We start from the raw sequence: 16,013 nt of genomic DNA, 5'->3' as shown, positions 1-16,013 counted from the left end.
AGAATGTTCAAGGCGCCGATAAACAGGCTGTTACGCCGGGAAAATAGGGCCTGTCGAGTGGCGCAAAGGCGCCCACGTGGAACCCACGACCTCATCGAGCTGGTCGGTACGGAAGAACAACAGATGCCGGAGCTTGTTCGTCACAACCTGGGTTGAAGATCGTGATTAGACGCCGCCCATTTATTTTTACGGTGATGGTACCTTTGCGGTAGTGGCCACTTGTGGTGTGGTATCAAACTTCAACAAACAAGGACGTGAATATGTACGGCACTCTTTTCAATTGTTTTTCCAATACTCGTTCATATTTCGTCCTGCAGACCGCTGCGCCCCTCTGCGACACGGGTAGCCGCGCGGTGTTCTTCATTCAGGATAACCTCGAGCGTTGGCACGACCTGGCCAATACCATGCCTGTCGATGCCGATATCGTGTTGCTGGACAGCCGTGCGAATGGTTTGCAAGGCATGGCGGACTGTCTCGCTCATTATCGGGAGCTGGACGTTATTCACCTGTTGAGCCACGGCAGCCCAGGACAGATCGATATGGGCGCCTTGACCCTGTGCAGCGCTAATCTGCAGGCGCAGGCAGGGTTGTTGGCCAAGGTGGGCGGGGCGTTGAAGGCGGGTGGCGACTGGCTGATTTATGGCTGCGAAGTGGCGCAGGGCGAGGCCGGGCAAACCTTTATCGATACCCTCGCGCACCTGGCACAAGCCGATGTGGCTGCCTCCCGCGACCTTACCGGTAGCGCCCGCAACAAGGGCAGTTGGCTGCTGGAGACACAGGTCGGCGTCATCGACGCCAGCCGGATTTTGCAGGCCGAGCAGTACAGCGGCGTCCTGGCTACCCTCACCGAAAACTTCAATAACGCGCCAGCAGTGTTCGATCCCGCCACCAACCAGCCTTACAGCACCTGGACTTCAGGGCTCTACAAGTTCACGGCCACGTTCCAGGGCAGTGACTACAACCAGGTCTATCTGCAAATGGGCGTACCGCTGGACCCCAATGGAGTGATGCCTTCGTTCGGTTCGGGGGGCATGCTCAAGGTCGCTGATATTCAGCCCAACAGCCCGCTGCTGTTGACCATCGAACGGGTCGATGGCAGCGAGTTCAGTTTCCTCAGTCTCGATGTGTTCAACAATGACGACAACACCCTGGCCACCGTCAAAGGCTTGAATGGGGCCACCCAGGTGTTTACCGACACGGTCGCGGCTCAGTCAGGTAAGACCGTCAGCAGCGCCTCCTCGATTACCCGGCTGGAAGTCAGCGGCCGCACGGACCCGAGCTGGGCCATCAGTTTTGTCGTGGACAACTTCCTGACGGTGGGTCCGGATACCCTGCCGACCTTGACCGCGACCGGGTTCACTGGCAGCTATATCGAAAACGCCGCGATGCGGGATCTATTCAGCAGCGTCGCGGCCTCGACTCAAGACAGTGGGCAGCTATTCACTGGCATGACCCTGACCGTCAGCAATGTGCTCGATGGTAACAATGAGCTGCTGGTGGTCGGCGCAAACGAAATCGCCTTGGTAAATGGTTCCGGGTCGATAACCAACGTCGGTAGCTACAGTGTCAATGTCGTCGGGCAGACGGCTACGATCACCTTAAGTAACCTGACCCGCGTCGATGCGAAGATGAACCAGCTGATCGATGCCCTGGGCTACCGCAACAGCAGCGAAAACCCGACGGCGGGCGGACGGGTCGTGACCTTGACCAGCCTGACCGACAACGGCGCGACTAATAACGTCCAGGCATTCAACACCAGTGCCACGGTCACCGTGGTGCCGGTCAATGACGCGCCTGCGTTCAACGCCACCGGCGCCGCGCTGAAGTTCAACCAGGGCGGCATCGCAGTGGCGCTGTTCAGCGCCGTGACGGTGAGTACGTTCGAGCCGGGGCAGGCCGTCAGCAGCCTGTCGTTGAGCATCGCCCATGTCGCCAACGGCAGCCTGGAAAAACTGATCATTGATGGCAGCGAAATCGGCCTCGTTTCCGGCGCTGGCGTGACCCAGGGCGGTATCACCTATACCGCGGTGGCCACCGGTCCGGCTTCAGACAGCACGGTGACCCTCACGCTGTCAGGCGGTTTGCTGGGTAGTCAGCCCAAGGCGTTGGTAGAGTCGATTATCTACGTCAATGCCTCGACAGCCCCGACCCCGGGGGAGCGCACGGTCACCATTACTTCGCTCAAAGATGACGGTGGCACGGCCAACGGAGGTGTGGATACGACGAGCCTCAGCATCAGTTCCAGCGTTTTGGTGATCCAGGTGGTCACGCCGTCACCGGGCACTACGGTCGACGGAGTGGTGGTCGATAACCAGCCCGTGATCTTGCCGGGAGGGCAAACGGGCACGCAGGTTTCAGTGCCTGTGATCACCGGCGATCGAGTCGAACAGAACGGTTTGCCGAGTGTGGCGGACATCCCGCTGGTCACCGGCAATGGCGCTAACTTGCTGCTGGCGCAAATTCCCTCGGGCTATGGCCTGACGGCCAGCGGAACCGGGAATGCGTCGGTCACTAGCGGCTTGACCACGCTCAAGGCCGCGATCAATGGCGTGACCAGCAGCGGGGCCGATCAGACCCACCTTAACGGCAATGGCCAGACGGCGTTGAATGCGCTGTTGGGCAGCGGCAATGTGCTGGTTCAGACCCTCACGCCGATTGCCGGCAGCACGGCACCGGGCCAGCCGTTGGTGATCAACGGCACGGCCAGCGCCAGTCAGCACACGGCGCTGGTGATCGACGCGAGCAAGTTGCCGGCAGGCAGTGCCCTGACCTTGAACTCGGTGGAGTTTGCGGCGGTGGTGGGCGCGGTGTCGATCACCGGCAACACGCCGGGGCAGCTGCTCAGCGGCGACTCGGCGAGCCAGAATTTTACGGTCACCTCAGCCGGTAGCAGGGTGTTCGCCGGAGGTGGCAACGACTCGCTGACGTTCACCTCGACGTCCAAAGCGGCAACCCCACAGACCGCTCTGCTACAAGGCGGATCTGGCACCGATACCGGGTTGTTCACGGATGCGCAGTCGGCTTACAGCATCGAACAGCACGCGGGTTACACGCTGATCACGCGCAAGGATGACCCCAACGCTGTGGTGAAGCTGGTCAACGTTGAACACCTCAAGTTCGCCGACACCAGCATCGCCGTGCAGACCACCACGACGCAGTCGGCAGTGGCGACGTTGTACCAGCACATCCTGGGGCGCCAGGCCGATGGGGGTGGGTTCGAGTTCTGGAGCACTATGACCGGTGGCGGTACAAGCAGCCTGGGTCAGACGGCGCTGGCCATGGTCCAGTCTGTGGAGAACGCTACCAATGGTTTCGCCATGAACGGACAGTCGTCCCACGATGTAGCGGTGCTCTACAAAGCGATACTGGGTCGTGATCCGGATGCTGCCGGTCTGGCTTTCTGGACCCAACAAAAGGATCAGGGCGCGTCATTGGCAATGCTGGCCGATGCCTTTGTGGTCTCCACCGAACTGGTGGGGCAATACAAGGCTCCGGCAGATTGGGATTTCGTGGGGTAGTGCTGCAGCGTTACGCAGGTACCCCGGCTGCCTGGCCAGCAGCGGGGGGAGCATGGCCTGTTACCTGGGCGAAATCATCAACCTGGGTTCAGCAGAGGCAGGCATGGGTTTATCAGGAACTGACCGTCCGATAAATCGCCATCGTTTCCTGAGCGAAACGCTTCCATGAAAACTCGCGTGAACGCAACAGCCCGGCCTGGGCGATGCCAAGGCGCTTGGGTTCGTTGCTCAGTAGCTCATTCAGTTGTGCGGCCAATGCTTCGTCGTTGCCGCTCTCTATTAACAACGCGCTGCCCTGGGCAAATTCGGACATGGATGTGTCAGCGGTACAAATCACCGGTACGCCACAGCTCATGGCTTCCAGTACCGGCAACCCGAACCCTTCATACAAGGACGGATAGGCGAATACCGCAGCTCCCGCGTAGAGCGTTGGCAGGTCACTGTTTGGCACGAAGCGCAGCGGCCGTAGACCATGGCTGGTTTCCAGGGCCTTGATGCGGTTGGCCAGAGCCTGGTTCTGCCAGCCCGGTGCGCCCGCCAGTACCAGCGGGAACTCCTCGCGCAGGGATTGCGGTAACCGGGACCAGGCGTCGAGCAGGGTGTTGATGCCTTTGCGTGGTTCAAGGGTGCCGACAAACAACACATAGTGCCCGTGTTGCAGTCCATAACGTTCGAGTGTGGGTTGGGTCTGTTCCGCCGTTTGTGGACGGTAGGCCTCAGAGGCTCCCAGGTATACCGCGCGTATTTTGTCGGGATTTACCCCGAAATCACTGATCAGCTCATCACGAATTACATTTGAAGGGGTTATCAGAAAGTCTGCCCGCTTCAGCGTTTTCGGTAGCTGCGTGCCGAGCCATTCCACTCGTTTGCGCGGATGTAACTTAGGGTGATGGATGAACGACAAGTCGTGAATAGTGGAAACGCTCGGGCCGGCGTGGGTTTTGAGGATGAAATTTGGCTCGTGATAGAGATGATCGCGCAACTGTCGGGTGCGCATCCGCAATTGGGCGTCACGCAGCATTTCCCGAGCACGATAAGCCAGGGTGGAACTTCGCAGCATACTTCGCAGATACGATTCGCTGCTCTTGGGCTGATAGAGGGCGCTGGCATTGACGCAGTTGGCCAAGGCCTGTTCGGCTGAATAGAAGCGTGAGCCAGAAAAACAGTCGATAGTTTCGATGTCTTCCGCTTGAAGTTGCTCAAGCAGATTGAAGGTGTAGTTACCGATGCCTGTAACTGGCGGGATGAGTGATTCGGTATTCAGCAGAAGCTTCATGAAGTCAGGCTTACCTGGGTGCGCCAGTCGGCGAGCAGATCGTTAAGAGTGTCGTGCAGGTTGAACGCGGGTTTCCAGCCGGTGGCCTGGTAGATGGCGTCGCTGTTGCCGCTGGCGCTGGGGATGTCGGAAGGGCGCATGCGCTCAGGGTCTTCGACAATTTCAATCGATTGCTCAGTCAGGCCCAGCAGGGTGTCGAGCATTGTCTGGATCTTGCGCGGCTGGCCGCTGGAGATGTTGAAGCAGCGCGGGTACGTGGCTTCCTGATCGGCCAGTTGCAACAATTTGCTGTAGGCGTTGCACACGTCGCGTACATCGAGGAAATCGCGCTCGGCCTGCAAGTTGCCGACTTTCAGTTGCGCGGCTTGTTTGCCGGCTTCTATCAGGGCGATCTGGCGGGCGAACGAGGCTGTCACGAAGTCCACCGATTGACCCGGGCCGATGTGATTGAACGGCCGGACGATCACGCCGGCCATGCCTTGGCGGAAATATTCGTGGAAGGCGGCTTCTGCCGCCAGTTTGCTGGCCGCATAGGGGTTCATCGGCTGGCACGGGGTGTTTTCGGTCAATGGAATGCCTTGCGTGAAGCTGGCGCCATAGACCTCTGATGAGCTGACGAATAGCACGAACGCCTTGGGCGCCTTGCGCTGCAAGGCTTGCAGCAGATTAATGCTGCCCATGACATTGGTTTGCCAGGTGAGTAAGGGCTCTTTAAAGCTGGTGGGCACATGGGTGATCGCGGCCAGGTGCACCACGTGGGTCGGTGCAGCCTCGGCGATGGCTTGCTCCAGCATATCGGCGTTACGAATATCGCATTGCAGGGTTTGATCGGCGTGCGTGGGCAAGGGTGAACTGGGCCCCACCAACGCGACGACATGGTGCCCGGCCTGTTGCAGGCTCTTGCACAATATCTTCCCGACGAAACCGTTGGCGCCCGTAATGAGGATGCGTTGCATGTGCGGAACTTCCTTAATTGCCTTGGCGCAAACAAACGAGTTTAACAGGCCAGGCTGATTTCCACAGGGACGGACTTGATGCGCCCCCGCAGCTTTAGACCAACGCCCGTTCAGCGGAGGAGGGCACTGAGCTCCCTTGGGGTGATGGCTATTTGGCCCGCAAACCCTGTAGGCTCCGTCAATTTACCCCTGCATTCAATGTAGGCATTTGAAAAGCGCGGTCCCCCTTCATTTCTTGCCTGATAGCGACAGGCCATATTGCATCCCCCCATGCTGGCTCGGATAATGCGCGACTCATTGCGCCACATGTGGCACCCAACTGGAGTTTCTATGTTCACCCCTGTAATCCTGGCCGGCGGTAATGGTTCGCGACTGTGGCCGTTGTCGCGTCAGAGCTTTCCCAAGCAGTTTCTGGCCCTTGATGGGCAGGATCAGGGAACGATGTTCCAGCGCACGTTGGCTCGGCTGCAAGGCCTTGAGCATTCGCCTGCCATCATCGTGAGCAACGAAAATCACCGGTTTATCGTCGCCGAGCAATTGCGCGTGTCGAAGCTGAGCAGCCGCCGCATCATTCTCGAGCCTCTGGCACGTAACACAGCACCGGCCATCGCGTTGGCCGCGCTGGAAGCGACAGCTGATGGCAGTGACCCTGTGCTTTTGGTGTTGGCTGCCGACCACCATATTCATGACGAAGAGGCATTTCGCGAAGCCGTGCGTCAGGCGCAGGTTCATGCCGCCGCAGGGCGACTTGTGACCTTCGGCATCACGCCGACTCACGCCGAAACCGGCTTCGGCTACATCCAGTGCGGCGCGGGCATCGAGCAAGGTGCTTTTGCCATCGCGGCCTTCAAGGAAAAGCCTTCGCCAGAAATGGCAGAGGAGTACCTGTCTTCGGGCACCTATCTGTGGAACAGCGGCATGTTCATGTTCCGCGCATCGGTGTTTTTGAGCGAGCTGCAAACCCATCGTCCAGAGATCCTCGCCGCGTGCCGTGTCGCCCTGGAACACGCCAAGGCCGACAGTCACTTCCTGCATGTGCAGGCGGAGCAGTTCGCGCAGTGTGCCGATGAGTCGGTGGACTACGCCGTGATGGAACATACGGCCGCGGGTCTGGTAGTGCCGTTGGACGCAGGCTGGAACGATCTGGGCAGCTGGTCGGCGATCTGGGACGTGGGCCCGCGCGATGCCAATGACAATCGCCTGGAAGGCGACGTGATGGCCATAGACACCCGCAATTGTCTGGTGCAGTCCCATCACCGCCTGGTAGCCACCGTCGGTCTGGAAGACTTGATCGTCATCGAAACCAAGGACGCAGTACTCGTTGCCAACAAGCACGACAGCCAGCAAGTCAAGAATGTGGTCAAGCGCCTGCAAGCCGAAGAACGCGCCGAGTTCGTCAGCCATCCGCTGGTCAACCGTCCATGGGGTCACTATGACACCGTCGACATTGGCGAGCGTTATCAAGTCAAACGCATCAGAGTGTTGCCGGGCGAGTGCCTGTCGTTGCAGTTGCATTACCACCGGGCCGAACACTGGATCGTGGTATCCGGCACGGCCAAGGTCATCTGTGGCGATAAAGAACTGATCCTGTCTGAAAACCAGTCCACCTACATTCCACTGGGGGTTAAGCACTCGCTGGCCAATCCAGGGAAAGTCCCGTTGGAACTGATCGAAGTGCAATCGGGCGTTTACCTCGGCGAAGACGATATCGTCCGCTTTGAGGACCGTTACGGGCGCCTGGCCTGATAACGACTGAGCGTCCTGGTCTTGTAGTGACCCGATAAAGCAAAACCCCGAAGGTTCGCGGCCTTCGGGGTTTCTATTTTCTCCAAGACCCTTTGTTACTTGGAGAACCTGGGTTGAAGCCTATCTTAGAACCGTGACCCGTGGGAATGCATGGCACTCCCCACGCTGTTCACTTCGGTGTTTTCTTGCCCAAAGGATCGGTGTCGTTCAAGTAGCGGGTAATCGCTTCGACCCCACGGTTGAGATGGTTCTCGAGGGCTTTTACAGACTGTTCGATGTTCCGTTCTTCGGCCATTCGCAGCAGGTGCCGATGGTCGTCCTGGGAGATTTTTCCCAGGCCCATGGCCTCAAGGTTGAAGCGCAGAAAACGCTCTTCTTCGATCAGCCCGCTTTCTACCAGGCTCAACAGCCTGCGGTTGGTGGCCTTGCCATACAGGGCCATGTGGAACAGGCGGTTGAGTCGGCCCATCTCGGGGTAGTCGGTTTCGGCTTCGAGGGCGTCGATGTAGCTTGCGGCCAGGGAAAAATCGGCGGCCTCAAGCAAGGGAATCGATAGGCGCAGGGCTTCGGTTTCCAGCAGGATGCGCAGGGCGTAAGTCTCTACGGCATCACCCTCGATCAGAGGCGCGACGACGGCACCTTTGTGCGGGATCACGTGCAACAACGACTGCGCTTCGAGTTGCCGCAAGGCCTCACGCACAGGCATGCGGCTCACACCGAAGAGGTCGGCCAGGTCTTGCTGGCGAAGGGCGGCCCCGCACGGCAAGCGACCATCAAGGATCGCCGAGCGCAAGGTTTCTTCAATGACTGAGCGAGCAAGATGAGCGGGTATCGGTCCGCTGACCGGAATACTGGTCAAAGGGTTCGGCTTCTGTGTCACAACGACGCTGCCCTCATTCTGGAATGGATGGTCTTGATTGGATCCAAATGCACATTAGTGACTGCCGGGTCACTTGTCAAACGGCTTGATTTCTCATGACGGCAGACTTTCGGCGCCTGGGAGATTGCCAGGATCGCAGCCTGCGGCAGCCTCCTGTGCATTCACCTTAGTCTAGCGCGTCGAGCCGAGGCATTGTATGGGCCTTTGGGTTAAGGGCAGCAGAGAATCGATGCCTGGCAGCGATTGCTGTCCTCCCCACATTTGGATCTTCGATGTGCACACTATCTATGCCCAAGCCCGATCTAATAATGTGGGAGCGAGCTTGCTCGCGATCGGCTGCGAAGCAGTCGTAAAACCGGTGCATGGGTTCTATCTGGATAAGCCAGGAGATTGGTTCCAGCGCGAGCAAGCGCCCTCGCCACAGGAAAGCGCTGCCAGAGGGGAGCTAGATCAACCCCGTCTCTTCATCATTGATCAGTTGGCTCAACCCACCCAGGGCTTCACGGGCATGGGTCCGGTCCATCAGCTTGGCCTGGGCTGCCGGCGGCAGGTCGGTGACGCGAATCACCCCTTTGCTGGTCAGCACCTGAATCAGGTCGTCGAGTACCCGGATCATATCCAGGTCGCTCTGCCTGAGTTGCTTGAGGCTGGTGACCACTGCTTCGTTGGCGTACCAGGCCTGAATGTCAGGGTGGTCGGCGGGGAGCGTTTCCCTCGCTTCGGCATAGGCGGCGGCTTCCACGCGAACCAGCTGACCTTGAGCATCGCGTTGCACGTAGAACATTGAGAGTCCCTCATGAATGAACCAGCGTCATGCTGTCAGCAGCATAGGCCAAAAATATCGTCCGAACGCGGCCCGAACCTGCGGTAGCTCCTACAGATTTGCGTACGACCTCGGATTCGCGGGTGTACCCGGACCGCGTAGGAGCTGCCGCAGGCTGCGATCTTTTGATCTTTTGATCTTTTGATCTTTTGATCTTTGAAATAAGCCATATCGTTATTCTCTAACGGTATTTAAAATTCTTTTCTTATATCTATAAAGTCAAACCCCTGCGTACCTGCCGACCAATCGGCGCGCCGCACGAAATGAACCAACACGGGACCTCCGTGAGTTTCTGATCGACGCGCGCGCCCTTGAGCGTGCCGTGCGTGGGAGTGATTTATGTCTGCAGCTACTGCTTTCCCAAGCGTCGCGAACATCGCGCCGCAATCCTTCGACATCCGCCCGTTCAGCGGCGCCGTGGGTGCCGAAATCATCGGGCTCGACCTGGCCCGCCCGGTCAATGACCTGGACTTCTCGCGCATTCACCGTGCGCATCTGGACCATCACGTGGTGGTGTTTCGCGATCAGCGCATCACCCCGGAACAGCAAATCGCCTTCAGCCGTCGCTTCGGCGTGTTGCAGATCCACGTGCTCAAGCAGTTCCTGCTGGCGGGCCACCCGGAAATCCTCATCGTCTCCAACATCATCGAGAACGGCCAATCCATCGGCCTGGGCGATGCCGGCAAGTTCTGGCACTCCGACCTCTCCTACAAAGAGCTGCCGAGCCTGGGTTCGATGCTGCATGCCCAGGAACTGCCGGCCGAAGGCGGCGACACTCTGTTCGCCGACCTGCACAAAGCCTGGGACAGCTTGCCGCACGTGCTGCGTAAAGCGCTCGAAGGTCGCTCGGCCGCGCACTCCTACACCGCGCGCTATAGCGAAACCAAGTTCGAAGGCAACTGGCGCCCGACCCTGACCCCGGAGCAACTGGCACAGGTCAACGAGGTGGTGCATCCGATCGTCCGCACCCATCCGGAAAACGGTCGCAAGGCACTGTTCGTCAGCGAAGGATTCACCACCCGCATCGTCGGTTTGCCCGAAGACGAAAGTCAGCAACTGCTGGCCGAGCTTTACGCCCACAGCGTGCTGCCGGAAAACATCTATCGCCACCCCTGGCAGCCCCACGACCTGGTGTTCTGGGACAACCGTTCGCTGATCCACCTGGCCGCGGGTTGCCCGAGCCATCTGCGCCGCAAGCTCTACCGCACCACCATTCAGGGCGACGCCCCTTACTGATCGAACACGGCACTTCCGATAGCCAGGAGATTTTCCATGTCCAAACCCATCAAATCCGTGGCCGCCAGCATCGGCCTGGGGTTCAGCCTGCTCGTCAGTAGTCTGGTCGCCCCAAACGCCGCCCATGCCGAAGGCGAGATCCGCATCGCCGAGCAGTTCGGCATTGTTTACCTGCTGCTCAACGTGGTGCGCGATCAAAACCTGATCGAAAAACACGGTAAGGAGGAGGGCATCGAGATCAAGGTCGACTGGACTCAACTGTCCGGCGGCGCGGCGGTCAACGATGCGCTGCTCTCGGGTTCCATCGATATTGCCGGTGCCGGGGTCGGCCCGCTGCTGACCATCTGGGACCGTACCCATGGCAAGCAGAACGTCAAAGCCGTGGCTTCGCTGGGCAACTTTCCGTACTACCTGGTGAGCAACAATCCACAGGTCAAAACCATCGCCGACTTCACCGAGAAGGACCGTATCGCCGTGCCCGCAGTCGGGGTTTCCGTGCAGTCGCGCTTCCTGCAGTACGCCGCGGCCAAGCAATGGGGCGATAAGGACTTCAATCGCCTGGACAAGTACACCATCGCCGTCCCGCACCCGGACGCCACCGCCGCGTTGATCGCTGGCGGCACCGAGCTGACTGGGCATTTTTCCAACCCGCCATTCCAGGATCAGGCGCTGAAAAACCCCAAAGTGCATGTGGTGCTCAACACCTACGACCTGCTCGGCCCGAACTCGCCCACCGTGCTGTTCGCCACCGAGAAATTCCGCAACGAGAACCCGAAGACCTACAAGGCCTTCATCGAAGCCCTGACCGAAGCGGCCGAGTTTGCCCAGAACGACAAAGGCGCGGCCGCTGACACTTATATCCGCGTGACCAAGGCCAAGATCGACCGCGCCGACCTGCTGAAAATCATCGACAACCCGCAGTTCGAATTCAGCGTCACGCCGAAAAACACTTATCCGCTGGCGGAGTTCCTCCACCGCGTCGGCGCGATCAAAAACAAACCCGAATCATGGAAGGACTACTTCTTCCAGGATGCGAAACCGCTGCAAGGGAGCTGACAGAAATGAACGCGCCCCTGCAAGGCCACACGGCCAGCAACCTGATCACGGCAGCGCCAGCGCTGCTGTCGGTCGACCACGTCAGCCTCGAGTACCGCACCCCGCAGCGCGTCGTTCGGGCGACCCACCAGGTCAGCTTCGAGATCGATCCTGCCGACCGCTTCGTCCTGCTCGGTCCTTCGGGCTGCGGCAAATCCACCCTGCTCAAGGCGGTAGCCGGGTTTATCCAGCCCTGTGAAGGGCAGATCCGTCTGCAAGGGCAAACCGTCAGCGCGCCGGGGCCGGACCGGATCGTGGTGTTCCAGGAGTTCGACCAGCTGCCGCCGTGGAAGACCGTTAAACAGAACGTCATGTTCCCGCTGCTCGCCTCCAAAACCCTCAAGCGCCGCGAAGCCGAGGAGCGAGCGCTGCACTATCTGGACAAGGTCGGTCTGGCGGCGTTTGCCGATGCCTACCCACATACCCTGTCCGGCGGCATGAAAGCGCGCGTGGCGATCGCCCGAGCCTTGGCGATGCAGCCGAAAATCCTGCTGATGGACGAGCCCTTCGCCGCCCTCGACGCCCTGACCCGCCGCAAGATGCAGGAAGAATTGCTGCTGCTCTGGGAAGAAGTGCGCTTCACCTTGCTGTTCGTCACTCACTCCATCGAAGAGGCGCTGGTGGTCGGCAATCGGATTCTGTTGCTGTCGCCGCACCCGGGGCGCGTGCGTGCGGAAGTCCACAGCCATCAGTACGACTTGCACAGCCTTGGTGGGGTGGAATTTCAACGGTCGGCGCGGCGCATTCATCGGCTGCTGTTTGACGAAGGCCAGACGGTTGAAAACCACCGTGAACTGAATTTCGCCGATATCCGCATCGCGTATTGAGCTATTTGGAGGGTTGCCCGATGAGCCATTCATCACCCGTACGCCAGGAATATGAAGTTGCATTGGAACCGCTGCTGAGCGTCCCGCTGGAACGCGAACTGCCCCTCGGTCAGCGCCTCTGGCAACAAGGCTGGTTGCGCAAAAGCCTGATCCTGATTTTGCTCGCGGTGCTCTGGGAAGTCGTCGCCCGCTACCAGGACAACGACCTGCTGCTGCCCAGCTTCCTGCAAACCAGCAGCGCGCTGTACGACGGCCTGCTCAGCGGCGAATTGCTGGGCAAGGTCGGTATTTCCCTGGTGGTGCTGCTCAAGGGTTACCTGATCGGCATCGTCCTGGCCTTCGCCTTGACCACCCTCGCGGTCTCGACCCAGTTCGGTCGCGACCTGCTGAGCACCCTGACCTCGATGTTCAACCCATTGCCGGCGATCGCCCTGCTGCCGCTGGCCCTGCTGTGGTTCGGCCTGGGGCAGAACAGCCTGATCTTCGTGCTGGTGCATTCGGTGCTCTGGGCCCTGGCCTTGAACACCTACGCCGGCTTTCTCGGCGTCTCGGAAACCCTGCGCATGGCCGGGCGTAATTACGGCCTGAAGGGCATTCGCTTCGTGCTGTTCATCCTGATCCCGGCCGCACTGCCATCAATCCTCGCCGGGCTGAAAATCGGTTGGGCGTTTGCCTGGCGAACGTTGATTGCGGCCGAACTGGTATTCGGAGCAACGAGTGGCAAGGGTGGGTTGGGCTGGTACATCTTTCAGAATCGTAATGAGCTGTATACCGACAAGGTGTTTGCCGGGTTGGCGGTGGTGATTCTGATTGGGTTGCTGGTGGAGAATCTGGTGTTTGATACGTTGGAGCGGGTGACGGTGAAGCGGTGGGGGATGCAGCGGTGAGGAGATGCCTCACCGCGCTGTGATAGTTTGATTAGGTTTTGTGTTGTGCAAGCGTATCGGGTGTTCGGAGAACCCATCATTCATTTAGCGGAATACTCGCCTGCCAGATTTAACGCCTGCTCCCTCTTATCGAGGAGTTGGATGAACTTGAACTCCAATCGCTTGGCCCTGACTCTCCAGACCAGGTGGAATTTGAAGCCGAGTCATTTGTAGGTCTGTAGGGTTGGACGTTAGCGACAGGACGATTCGCAGGGGCTGAGGACGATCCAGATGCAGGGGCTGGCGGAGGTGTAGATTGATTTGGTTTTACTACCGCGACCTGCTTTGATGAACCGTAATTCGGTTTTACTACCGCGACCTGTGTTGATTGAGCTCTAGCGGCCAAACGGTCCCACATGCTTGGGCCGCCGGACGAATCGGGGTTTGAGGCGCCAGTTCCCCGATCCGGAGTCGAACTCGGGACTCCCCCAACGTTATGATGTAACCCGCCGGTTTTAGCTGTGGGGAGACTATTAGTTGGCGCTGCCCCAAGCTTTGAGACTCCATTCGGGTTGAGAGCTCCCAACATATTGGGCATTCCTCCATTAACGCTTGAACTCAAAGCGCTCACAGGGTTTTGGCCCACTGCTCTTTGCGCTTGATAGGTACTAACCAAAGTATTCATTCTATCTGTCAGGTTGTTGAACCCCGTGCGGAAAATCGAAAAGAAACCATGCCCTGTCGGATCCTTGTTCATCACCGGCTCACCCCCACAATACATATACGGATTTAGCCCACCCTTCCCAAACGGACTCCAACTATCCGGGCTATGAAAGCGCATCAATCGCGGGTTATAGGCGCGATAGCCATCGCCCAGCAAATACCAACGGGTTTGCATCTCTCGCAGTTCGCCATTGAAGCCCAAGCGCGTCATGACCTCCTGTTGCGCAGACTGATGGCCGTAGACCGAATAGGTGACGTGGTTTGTTTTGTCGGCACTCACTTCGGCGAGCACCGAGCTTTTGCTGTCGGTCGCCAACAGCACGGTGCGCTGTGGGGTGGGGTTGACGTGGTCATCAGCAATTGAGTGGGCCATGAAAATGCCTTCCTTGGTGATTCGGTCGGTGTGAATTCAGGCCTCCAGTTTTACTCGCTCGGCCCAACGTTGGGAACTAGCAGAACTGCTAGGGTATTGACCTGAGGGTATGCCGAGCGTCTGGAGGGCTAGTCTAAGAGTAGGGCTACGTCTACTCCCGAATATTGTCGAGGTGACGCGGGAGATCGGAGACCACCACTCATGTCCCGACGGATCCGAATTTATCACCGGCTCACCGCTACAATACCTATACGCATTCAAACCGCCCGCCCCAAACGGGCTCCAACTGTCCGGGCTATGAAAACGCATCAGTCGCGGGATATAGGGGCGATAGCCGTTGCCCAGCAAATACCAACTGGTGTGCATTTCTCGCAATTCGCCATTGAAGCCCAACCGCGTCATGACCTCCTGCCGTGCGGACTGATAACCGTAGGCTGAATAGGCGATGTGGTTTGTTTGGCCGGCAACCACTTCGGCGAGCACCGAGTTTTTGTTGTCGATCGCCAACAGCACGTTGGGGGGAGTCGAGTTGTTGTGGTCGTTAGTAATTGAGTGGGCCATGAAGATAACTTTCTGGATAATAGGTTCTACGTTAAGGCCTGGCGCGTATATAGACCTCGTGTTGTTTGTCTATATCGCAGAATTTTGTAGTGCGGCCAGACGGTTTCGATCTCTGGCCACGATTTCATCCCGTATATAATCCCGCTGTTGAGCGGTTCGTCTTTCATTGGCTATTTCCTCTGCCAACTGTCGCGGCAAGTTTGCACGGTCACGCCGGCGTTCCATTTGTGCAGAGGTCAGATAACTGGTTGGGTTATGTGGATCATAAGTTGGAGCTTTCCCCAGAAGTCTTTCCGTTACCAGTATGGGTGACTTCGGAACCGGACCATCGTATAGCACTCTAGGTTCGTCAAAAGATGAACGGGGTTGCGTACGGGGTTGCGTATGTGTGTTACCGCTCGATAGGAAGGTTGGATATGTCCTCGATGTCGATCCGCTGAAACCGACGGAATCGACGAGCGCGCCGACACCGGTTAAAGCGGGACGAGAGGGGCGGTAGTTGCTGGTTGGGCCGGAGGTTCCGTGGAGTGGCGGATTTTTGCCTATGGGCGTTGAACTGACCCCGCCAGGACCGGGCGCTCTGCTGGCGAGGGTAGCTGCGGCTCCCCACAATCCCCCTGATCCCGATGCGGCTTCTATGGGTAACGGGTTACGTAGTGGGCCACTCGAATTATTGGACAATGAAAAAAAATCCAAAATTTGGAATACATTTTTCCAGGAAAAAAAAGTATGCCCTGTCGGATCCGAATTCATCACTGGCTCACCCCCACAATACATATACGCATTCAACCCGCCCGCCCCAAAAGGACTCAATTTGTCCGGGCTATGAAAACGCATCAATCGCGGGTTGTAAGCGCGGTAGCCGTTTCCCAGCAAATACCAACTGGTGTGCATTTCTCGCAATTCGCCATTGAAGCCCAACCGCGTCATGACCTCCTGCCGTGCGGACTGATAACCGTAGGCTGAATAGGCGATGTGGTTTGTTTGGCCGGCAACCACTTCGGCGAGCACCGAGTTTTTGTTGTCGATCGCCAACAGCACGTTGGGGGGAGTCGAGTTGTTGTGGTCGTTAGTAATTGAGTGGGCCATGAAGATAACTTTCTGGATAATAGGTTCTACGTTAAGGCCTGGCG

General features: G+C 58.4%; 13 protein-coding genes. 6 read left to right on the top strand and 7 right to left on the bottom strand.

Translation table 11 applies throughout. The features are described 5' to 3' along the window. Positions 1 to 260 precede the first annotated feature (260 nt). Complete coding sequence (locus F8N85_RS25110) at positions 261 to 3,518, top strand: DUF4347 domain-containing protein (protein ID WP_150806206.1); 3,258 nt, start codon at positions 261 to 263, stop codon at positions 3,516 to 3,518. 112 nt (positions 3,519 to 3,630) lie between these two features. Here F8N85_RS25110 and F8N85_RS25105 read toward each other — a convergent pair whose 3' ends face one another. After that, positions 3,631 to 4,794 (bottom strand): glycosyltransferase family 4 protein, encoded by a 1,164-nt coding sequence (locus F8N85_RS25105; protein WP_150806205.1) that lies wholly within the window; start codon positions 4,792 to 4,794, stop codon positions 3,631 to 3,633. Beyond that, positions 4,791 to 5,750: a GDP-mannose 4,6-dehydratase gene (locus F8N85_RS25100; RefSeq protein WP_150806204.1), complete on the bottom strand. Its 960-nt coding sequence runs from the start codon at positions 5,748 to 5,750 to the stop codon at positions 4,791 to 4,793. Before F8N85_RS25100 ends, F8N85_RS25105 begins: the two co-directional genes overlap by 4 nt. Positions 5,751 to 6,080: 330 nt before the next feature. On the opposite strand from F8N85_RS25100, the gene F8N85_RS25095 reads away from it, so the two are divergent. Then, positions 6,081 to 7,496, top strand: a complete 1,416-nt coding sequence (locus F8N85_RS25095) for a mannose-1-phosphate guanylyltransferase/mannose-6-phosphate isomerase (RefSeq protein WP_150806203.1) — start codon at positions 6,081 to 6,083, stop codon at positions 7,494 to 7,496. Positions 7,497 to 7,665: 169 nt separating this feature from the next. On the opposite strand, the gene F8N85_RS25090 is transcribed toward F8N85_RS25095, so the two are convergent. Together F8N85_RS25090 and F8N85_RS25085 are read right to left on the bottom strand one after the other, a co-directional pair. Then, a complete protein-coding gene (locus F8N85_RS25090) occupies positions 7,666 to 8,376 on the bottom strand; it encodes a GntR family transcriptional regulator (protein WP_150806202.1) in 711 nt (236 codons plus the stop codon). A gap of 445 nt (positions 8,377 to 8,821) precedes the next feature. Beyond that, the gene (locus tag F8N85_RS25085; protein ID WP_150806201.1) at positions 8,822 to 9,160 is read right to left on the bottom strand and encodes a tryptophan synthase subunit beta; all 339 of its coding nucleotides are present in this window, start codon (positions 9,158 to 9,160) and stop codon (positions 8,822 to 8,824) included. A gap of 378 nt (positions 9,161 to 9,538) precedes the next feature. On the opposite strand from F8N85_RS25085, the gene F8N85_RS25080 reads away from it, so the two are divergent. From F8N85_RS25080 to F8N85_RS25065, 4 genes are read left to right on the top strand one after another with little or no spacing between them, the layout of a single operon-like run. Further along, positions 9,539 to 10,435, top strand: a complete 897-nt coding sequence (locus F8N85_RS25080) for a TauD/TfdA dioxygenase family protein (protein ID WP_150806200.1) — start codon at positions 9,539 to 9,541, stop codon at positions 10,433 to 10,435. A gap of 36 nt (positions 10,436 to 10,471) precedes the next feature. Next, entirely contained in the window at positions 10,472 to 11,491 is a 1,020-nt protein-coding gene (locus tag F8N85_RS25075; protein ID WP_150806199.1) for an ABC transporter substrate-binding protein, read from the top strand. Positions 11,492 to 11,496: 5 nt separating this feature from the next. Next, a complete protein-coding gene (locus tag F8N85_RS25070; RefSeq protein ID WP_150806198.1) occupies positions 11,497 to 12,357 on the top strand; it encodes an ABC transporter ATP-binding protein in 861 nt (286 codons plus the stop codon). Positions 12,358 to 12,377: 20 nt separating this feature from the next. Further along, the gene (locus F8N85_RS25065) at positions 12,378 to 13,244 is read left to right on the top strand and encodes an ABC transporter permease (RefSeq protein ID WP_150806197.1); all 867 of its coding nucleotides are present in this window, start codon (positions 12,378 to 12,380) and stop codon (positions 13,242 to 13,244) included. A gap of 109 nt (positions 13,245 to 13,353) precedes the next feature. On the opposite strand, the gene F8N85_RS25060 is transcribed toward F8N85_RS25065, so the two are convergent. The 3 genes from F8N85_RS25060 to F8N85_RS25050 all read right to left on the bottom strand — a co-directional run. Then, entirely contained in the window at positions 13,354 to 14,319 is a 966-nt protein-coding gene (locus F8N85_RS25060) for an RHS repeat-associated core domain-containing protein (protein ID WP_150806196.1), read from the bottom strand. A gap of 36 nt (positions 14,320 to 14,355) precedes the next feature. Then, positions 14,356 to 14,880: an RHS repeat-associated core domain-containing protein gene (locus tag F8N85_RS25055; protein ID WP_150806195.1), complete on the bottom strand. Its 525-nt coding sequence runs from the start codon at positions 14,878 to 14,880 to the stop codon at positions 14,356 to 14,358. A gap of 69 nt (positions 14,881 to 14,949) precedes the next feature. After that, the coding region (locus F8N85_RS25050) for an RHS repeat-associated core domain-containing protein (RefSeq protein WP_150806194.1) at positions 14,950 to 16,013 on the bottom strand (1,064 nt) is incomplete at its 5' end.

The organism is Pseudomonas fluorescens (assembly GCF_902497875.1).
Lineage (GTDB): Bacteria > Pseudomonadota > Gammaproteobacteria > Pseudomonadales > Pseudomonadaceae > Aquipseudomonas > Aquipseudomonas fluorescens_BR.
Note: the sequence above shows the minus strand (reverse complement) of the source record. Positions and strands in the feature narration are given on the sequence as shown.

What these genes read in the sequence shown, in the direction of transcription:
- F8N85_RS25085 (WP_150806201.1), bottom strand. Translation starts at nt 9,160, where the DNA reads ATGTTCTACGTGCAACGCGATGCTCAAGGTCAGCTGGTTCGCGTGGAA.
- F8N85_RS25075 (WP_150806199.1), top strand. Translation starts at nt 10,472, where the DNA reads ATGTCCAAACCCATCAAATCCGTGGCCGCCAGCATCGGCCTGGGGTTC.
- F8N85_RS25065 (WP_150806197.1), top strand. Translation starts at nt 12,378, where the DNA reads ATGAGCCATTCATCACCCGTACGCCAGGAATATGAAGTTGCATTGGAA.
- F8N85_RS25070 (WP_150806198.1), top strand. Translation starts at nt 11,497, where the DNA reads ATGAACGCGCCCCTGCAAGGCCACACGGCCAGCAACCTGATCACGGCA.
- F8N85_RS25055 (WP_150806195.1), bottom strand. Translation starts at nt 14,880, where the DNA reads ATGGCCCACTCAATTACTAACGACCACAACAACTCGACTCCCCCCAAC.
- F8N85_RS25105 (WP_150806205.1), bottom strand. Translation starts at nt 4,794, where the DNA reads ATGAAGCTTCTGCTGAATACCGAATCACTCATCCCGCCAGTTACAGGC.
- F8N85_RS25100 (WP_150806204.1), bottom strand. Translation starts at nt 5,750, where the DNA reads ATGCAACGCATCCTCATTACGGGCGCCAACGGTTTCGTCGGGAAGATA.
- F8N85_RS25080 (WP_150806200.1), top strand. Translation starts at nt 9,539, where the DNA reads ATGTCTGCAGCTACTGCTTTCCCAAGCGTCGCGAACATCGCGCCGCAA.
- F8N85_RS25110 (WP_150806206.1), top strand. Translation starts at nt 261, where the DNA reads ATGTACGGCACTCTTTTCAATTGTTTTTCCAATACTCGTTCATATTTC.
- F8N85_RS25095 (WP_150806203.1), top strand. Translation starts at nt 6,081, where the DNA reads ATGTTCACCCCTGTAATCCTGGCCGGCGGTAATGGTTCGCGACTGTGG.
- F8N85_RS25060 (WP_150806196.1), bottom strand. Translation starts at nt 14,319, where the DNA reads ATGGCCCACTCAATTGCTGATGACCACGTCAACCCCACCCCACAGCGC.